Raw genomic sequence first — 6,294 nt, 5'->3', positions numbered from 1 at the left:
GACAGCCTGAGCGCGGGCGTGGGAAGATGGTGCCATCCCGGGATCAGAAGGAATCAGAAGGAGGGGACATGATGAAAACTCACGCACTGAGCACAGTTTGTGCTGCTGTCGGATTCGCCCTGTGCATGTCGAGCCTGCCGCCGAGCCAGGCCGCCGAGGTCGCCCAAAGCCCCTATGGACCGGACGACGAGATCGGCGTCCTCAATATGCTCAGCGCCGCCACCAGTCTGGCCGTTCTGCAACGCATCAACAGCGGCAAAATCTATGACCTGAGCGTCGACAATTTTGTCGGTATGCCGGGCCTGGCCGACCTCGGCATGGGCGACCCGCCCTTCCATATGTGGATGACCCATACGCCCAACGGGGTCAAAGTCGAGGGCCTGTCCCCGGCCGGCAGCCCGGACCAGCTGGCGCTGTACGACGACGCGATCATCATGTCCACCCATACCGGCACCCATCTGGATACGCTCAACCACCTGGGCTATGGGGACAAGATTTTCAACGGCTACGACAACGCCACCCACCTCAGCGATAAGGGCTGGACAAAGGCCGGGGCGGATAAAATTCCGCCCATCATCGCCCGCGGCATCCTGATCGACGTGGCCGCCGAGAAGGGGCTCGACATCCTACCCGACTCGTACGAGATCTCCTCGGACGATCTGCAACGAGCCATGACCAGGCAGGGCATCGCCCTGCAGGCGGGCGACGTGGTTCTGATTCGGACCGGTCGGATACGGGTCTGGCCCGATCCCGAAAAGTTTGTGCCCAATGAGCCGGGCATCACCCGCGAAAGCGCCGGCTGGCTGGTTGATAACGGCGCAATCCTGATTGGCGCGGATAACATGGGAGTCGAAAAGTTCCCCATGTCGGAAGACAGCGTCCATACCTATCTGTTTGCCGAACGCGGGGTGTGTCTGCTGGAGATCCTGTGGTTAGAAGAGCTGGCCCGAGACGGGGTGAACGAATTTGCCTTTATTGCTGCGCCGATCAAGCTCCGCGGGGCAACCGGCACCCCGGTTCGACCTCTGGCTATCCCGATTCGAGCCGCCCCCCAGAGCTAATAGGCCCGGCGCCCGTCAATGCGCCCCATCCCTTGCGGAGCGGCCTCCATTTCGTTAAGACAAACTGAACGTTCACTCAGCTTGAAGGAGGAGATCAGAGTGCGAGCGACAAAAGCGTGGATCGCCGTGATGACCATGGGGCTGTTTCTCCTGGCCGGAACAGGTGCGGAAGCCCAGAACGGCACGTCTGATGCCCTGGCCGGCTTTCATCCCTATCGAGAGGGCAAGCCCCAAGCCGAGGGCATCAGCCCGGGCATGACGATCAACCAGGACAATGTCGGGCTGGCCGAAAAGGTCTTAGCGCCGGAAATCGTTCGGATCGTCCAGGCTGGAGACTTTTCCATCACCGTCCAGGACACGACCGACTTTCCGGCCTTGGAAGACTACATCCAGGCCTCGGTGCAGCACGCCGGAAGCGTCCAGCTCGGGGCCGACGGTCAGCTCAGCGGCTATGTCGCCGGTCTGCCCTTTCCCGTGCTCGATCCGGCTGATCCGCAGGCCGGTGTGAAGGCGGCCTGGAACTTCCGCTATCGCTATCTCGGTGACACCGTCCTGACCCAGGGTATGCTGCGCTCAATCAACAACTCCGGGAATACCGAGCGCGGGGTGGATACCTTGTACGTTCGGCGCTACGGCATGCACCGCCTCAAGGCCGAAGACAATGTGCCGGAGTGGGAGAAAGAGGGCACCTGGTACCGGGAGCACTCCATCGTCCTGTCACCCCAGGATCTCGAAGGAGCCCAGCGCCTCAGCCTGCACTACGCGGACGACACGGCCGACCAGAAGGGCTGGGTGTACGATCCCCAGAGCCGCCGGACGCGGAGTGTGGTCGTCAACCTGTACGAGACCTCTTTTGGCCTGAACTTTCTGGTTGAGGACCACTCGGGTTTCAACGGCTATATCCGGGATCATGACTGGGCCTTGGTCGGCGAGCGGGTCGCCCTGGTGCCCGGCTTTCTGGAGGGTACGCCGCCCGACTATGCCGACAAAAACGGCTGGTATCCGCAGGGCGCCTGGGAGTTGCGCCGGATCGTCATCGTCGACGCCACGCCCAAGGATGCGGGCCATCCTTACGGCAAACGGCGCTTCTATTTTGATCGGCAGACCTTTTCCATTCTGCTCGCCTTTGTCTACGACCGGCAGGGCCAGCACTGGCGGACCCTGTTCCACTCGTTCGGCCGTCCCGAGTTCGACCCCGACAACCAGCACGCTGCGGGCGCTCCGCTGCATTTGGGTAACAGCTGGGTGGACTATAAGAGCAACTCGGCCGCAGTCTGGTCGGCCGATGAGTTTCTGGTCAACCAACCGATCAAGCCGAGACGTTTCACGGTCAAGGAAATGGTCCGCCGCGGCAAGTGAGGGCCAAAGAAGACCAGTGATCCAAGGAGGAAACGATCATGCGGTCCACACGGGCTCGGTCCCTGATGAGTCTTGTCGCGGTGTGCAGCCTGGCCTTTGCCGCTGTCGGCAGCCACGCCCAGCAGGCGGATATTCCGGCCGAGCTGCGGGACATTTTTTATCCCTACCGCGAGGTCACGCCCCAGGTCGAGGGGATCACGCCGGGCATGACGATCACCCAGGACAACGCCCAGGTCGCCGAAACGGTTCTGCCGCCCGAGATCTTGCGGGTGGTGCAGGCCGGTGACTTTGAGATTCGCGTCCAGGAAACCACCGACACGCCCCTGTTTGCCGGCTATGTGGCCGCCTCGGCGGACAACGTCGGTCAGGTCCAGCTCGGCGCGGACGGCAGGCTTGAGAACTATACGGCCGGCCAACCCTTCCCGATTCTGGACGTGTCCGACCCGCAGGCCGGGGTCAAGGCAGCCTGGAATTATCGCTACCGGTATATGGGCGACAGCCTCCAGACCCAGGGCGTGTTGCGCTCAATCAACAGCTCGGGCCGTGTCGAGCGCAGCGTCGATACCGACTATGCCCGTCTGTACGGCATGCACCGGCTCGACCCGGCCGACAACGTGGAAAAATGGCAAAAGGAAGGCACCTGGTGGCGCGAGCACTCGGTGGTGCTCCAGCCGCAGGATCTTGAAGGCGCCCAGAGTCTGTCCTTCCACTACGATGACGACAGCACCGAGCGCAAGGTGTGGGCCTACGACCCCCAGAGCCGCCGGACCCGGAGCATCGCCTCCAACGTGCTCGAAACCTCGTTCGGCCTGAACTTTCTGATCGAAGACCACGCCGGTTTTCAGGGCTATATCCGCGATCACAGCTGGAACTATCTTGGCGAGCAGGTCGTGCTGATCCCGGGCATTGTCAAGGGCCGGGCGCCCGAGGACTTTGGTGGCAAGGGCAACTGGTACCCCCAGATCCCGTGGGAACTGCGACGGGTGCATGTGGTCGAGGCGACCCCCTCAGACCCCAACCACCCGTACGGCAAGCGGCGTCTGTACATTGACCGCCAGCTGTACGCCGTCTTCTACTCCATCATCTATGACCGCGAGGGCCAGCACTGGCGGACCTTGTTCCACCTCTTGGGCTATTCGGCGTTTCATCCTGACAATATCGACGTGCCGGGTATCTCTGTGCATCTGGGTAATCTGTGTGTGGATTACCAGAACGATGTGGCCAGCCTGTGGACCGGCAAAGTGCTGATCAACAAGCCGGTCAAGGCCAGGCGGTTCACGGTCAAAGAGATGATCCGTCGCGGCAAGTAAAAAAGACCAGCAATCTGCTGATTCGCCGTGTGATACACTGCTGCTCCAGGTTTCTATGCAATACCTCCCCTCTCTTGTCCTCATCCTGATCGTGTTGTTTCAGGGCAGCGCCTGGGCGCGTTTCATTGACGAAGCCCAGACCCTGCGGGTGAACGGCCGGGTGTATAACCGGATGGCCATGGCGGTCGAGGACGCGGCCGATTTCAGCCGTCTGCAAACCCCCTACAATTCGTTCAACATGTTGCAGAGCCGGACCTTTGTCCAAATGGAGCTGCGCCACGATCTGATCGATCTGGTCAACAACGAGTACGAGGGCAATCTCAATATCCTGGCCCCCATCTTTGCTCCCTTCCGGGTCTTGGAACTCGAAGACCTGAGTTATTTCATGACCTATCGCGGGGAGTACGACGGGGTCTGGGACTACGGGCCGGACGTGTTCAGCGAACGCTACCCGGTCCAGGCCGACTGTGGAACGGTCACCAAGCAGACGCGCAGCAAACCGCGCACTGTTGCCGGCTGCACACGTTCAGACACCCGACGCGCTCTGCGCAACCGGCATCGGCTGTTTGAGGCTTACGTCGATCTGTCGTGGGAGACGCTGTTTATCCGCATCGGCCGTCAAAACCTGTCCTGGGGTGAGACGGACGCCTTTCGCCTGCTGGACCAGATCAACCCGCTCGACGCCAGCTTTGGCGGTTTTCTGGTTTCCCTCGACGACCGGCGCGTGCCCCTGGACATGGCCCGCATCGTGTACAGCCTGGAGGATGTCGGCCCCTTTTCCGAGTTGAACCTCGAAGCCTTTGGGGTGCTTGACGACGCCATCTCGGTGCCGACCCCGGCCGGCTCGCCGTGGTCGGTGCCCAACCCGCCCGGCATCCGTGGCTATGTCAAAAACCCGGCCCGGAATATCACCGACTCGCGGGGCGGCTTCCGGGTCTCCGGCCGGGTCGGCGACCTGACCCTGTCGGCGGCCCACTACTACACCTTTCTCGACGCGCCCATGGTCCAGGTCGTCACGCCCGCCGGCAGGCCGGTCTCCCTGGCGCACTACAAGGCTGCGGTTGAGGCGGGCGAGGCGGCCCGCTTTCTGGTCGATAACTTCCAGGCCAACGTCCGTTTTCCAAAGATTGCCATCAGCGGCGCCACCGCCTCGTTCAGCCTGCCGCGCCTCGACGCGATTGTCCGCAGCGAGGTGGCGGTCTTCTGGCGCGAGTACTTCACCAAGAACTCCGGGCCGACCGCAATCTTCGGACCGGTCCTGGAGGACGAACTGACGCCGGGCTTCCGTCAGGTCGGCGTGGATCCAGACGGCTCCAGGCTGTTGAGCTATAAGAGCGATATTGACCGCTCGCACGTTATACGCTGGGCCTTGGGTCTGGATGTGAACCGCTACATCCGGTCCCTGAACCCCCAGCAGTCGTTTATCTTCAGCGGCCAGTTTTTTGCCACCCATATTGTCGATTTTGATAACACGCCGCTCAAGGATGTGCGGCCGTACGGCTTTGGTCACTATGCGGTCGGTGTTCGTGACCCCAACCACGACGCCCTGGTCGAGATTGACCAGCATCAGTTCGTCAATACGTTCAGCGTCTCGACCTCATTCCGGTCCGGCGTGATTGCCCCCCAGCTGGTGTTTTTCTACGACTGGCAGGGCTCGTGGCTGGTGCAGCCGGGGGTGACCCTGACCCGCGACCCGTTCCGGCTGACCCTGCAGTACAATTATCTGGACGGACAGTTTAACGGCATCGGCTTTCTGCGCGACCGCGATAATCTGATCGCGCAGATGGAAATGGTGTTTTAGCCTAGAGTTTGCAGGAAGGCTTGGACTGCGGCCGCAAAGCCGTCCGGGTTGTCCCCCATCACCGAATGCCCGGCGCCGGGCACGACCGACAGCCGGCTGTCGGGAATGGCGGCCTGGAGTCGGGTCGCCGCCGCCGGAGACAGAATATCGCTTTCTCCGCCCCGTACGATGAGCGTCGGGCAGCGAATCGTGCCCACGTCCTGCCACAGCTCTTCGGGCTTGAGGCTCGACCGCAGGCTGCCGGAACCCCGGCGGGTCTGATTGGGCAGCGGTTTGAGATTATGCGACAGGCGCTGGCGCAGGTTATCGAGCGAGCGACGGGGGTTGAACCTGTGGGCGCGTTCCACAAAGGCCTCAAACGAATCCAGGGCGTCGATGCCGACAAAGCCCTGGATATTCTCCTGGCCCTTGTGTTCGATTTCGGGGCCGACATCGACGACGACCAGCGCCCGCACCCGTTCGGGATAACGCGCCGTGTAGCTAATGGCGTTGATGCCGCCCATGGACAGGCCGGCCAGCAGATGGGGCGCGAGGCCACGGTCGGCGACAAAGGCGGCCACATCATCAGCCTGGGTGTGGCGGGTGTAATCCCCGTCGGCAGCCCAGCCCGAGTCGCCATGACCGCGCTGGTCGAGTGCATACACGTGGTAGTCGGTGCGCACGACCGGCGCGAAATCATCCCACGAGTGGGCCGTCTGAGCCCCGCCGTGGAGCAGGACGAAGGGCGGTTTGCCCGCCGTTCCCCAGTCGAGGTAATGAAAGT

General features: G+C 62.2%; 5 protein-coding genes. 4 read left to right on the top strand and 1 reads right to left on the bottom strand.

Annotated elements, in window-relative coordinates; translation table 11 throughout:
• Positions 1 to 71 precede the first annotated feature (71 nt).
• The 4 genes from J4F42_20025 to J4F42_20010 all read left to right on the top strand — a co-directional run bounded on the left by J4F42_20025 (position 72) and on the right by J4F42_20010 (position 5,531).
• Positions 72 to 1,061, top strand: a complete 990-nt coding sequence (locus tag J4F42_20025) for a cyclase family protein (GenBank protein ID MCE2487808.1) — start codon at positions 72 to 74, stop codon at positions 1,059 to 1,061.
• 99 nt (positions 1,062 to 1,160) lie between these two features.
• On the top strand, positions 1,161 to 2,420 hold the full coding sequence (locus J4F42_20020) for a DUF1329 domain-containing protein (GenBank protein MCE2487807.1): 1,260 nt from the start codon (positions 1,161 to 1,163) through the stop codon (positions 2,418 to 2,420).
• A gap of 38 nt (positions 2,421 to 2,458) precedes the next feature.
• Positions 2,459 to 3,730: a DUF1329 domain-containing protein gene (locus J4F42_20015; GenBank protein MCE2487806.1), complete on the top strand. Its 1,272-nt coding sequence runs from the start codon at positions 2,459 to 2,461 to the stop codon at positions 3,728 to 3,730.
• A gap of 55 nt (positions 3,731 to 3,785) precedes the next feature.
• On the top strand, positions 3,786 to 5,531 hold the full coding sequence (locus J4F42_20010) for a hypothetical protein (GenBank protein MCE2487805.1): 1,746 nt from the start codon (positions 3,786 to 3,788) through the stop codon (positions 5,529 to 5,531).
• Here the strand turns inward: J4F42_20010 and J4F42_20005 are convergent.
• The coding region (locus tag J4F42_20005; GenBank protein MCE2487804.1) for an alpha/beta hydrolase at positions 5,528 to 6,294 on the bottom strand (767 nt) is incomplete at its 5' end. The two genes, J4F42_20010 and J4F42_20005, sit on opposite strands and share 4 nt — an antisense overlap.

Source organism: Desulfurellaceae bacterium (assembly GCA_021296095.1).
Lineage (GTDB): Bacteria > Desulfobacterota > Binatia > Bin18 > Bin18 > JAAXHF01.
This window is presented reverse-complemented; position numbering and strand designations above follow the sequence as displayed.

Excerpts from the sequence above, each read along its gene's own strand:
- J4F42_20015 (MCE2487806.1), top strand. The coding sequence starts at position 2,459 with ATGCGGTCCACACGGGCTCGGTCCCTGATGAGTCTTGTCGCGGTGTGC.
- J4F42_20025 (MCE2487808.1), top strand. The coding sequence starts at position 72 with ATGAAAACTCACGCACTGAGCACAGTTTGTGCTGCTGTCGGATTCGCC.
- J4F42_20010 (MCE2487805.1), top strand. The coding sequence starts at position 3,786 with ATGCAATACCTCCCCTCTCTTGTCCTCATCCTGATCGTGTTGTTTCAG.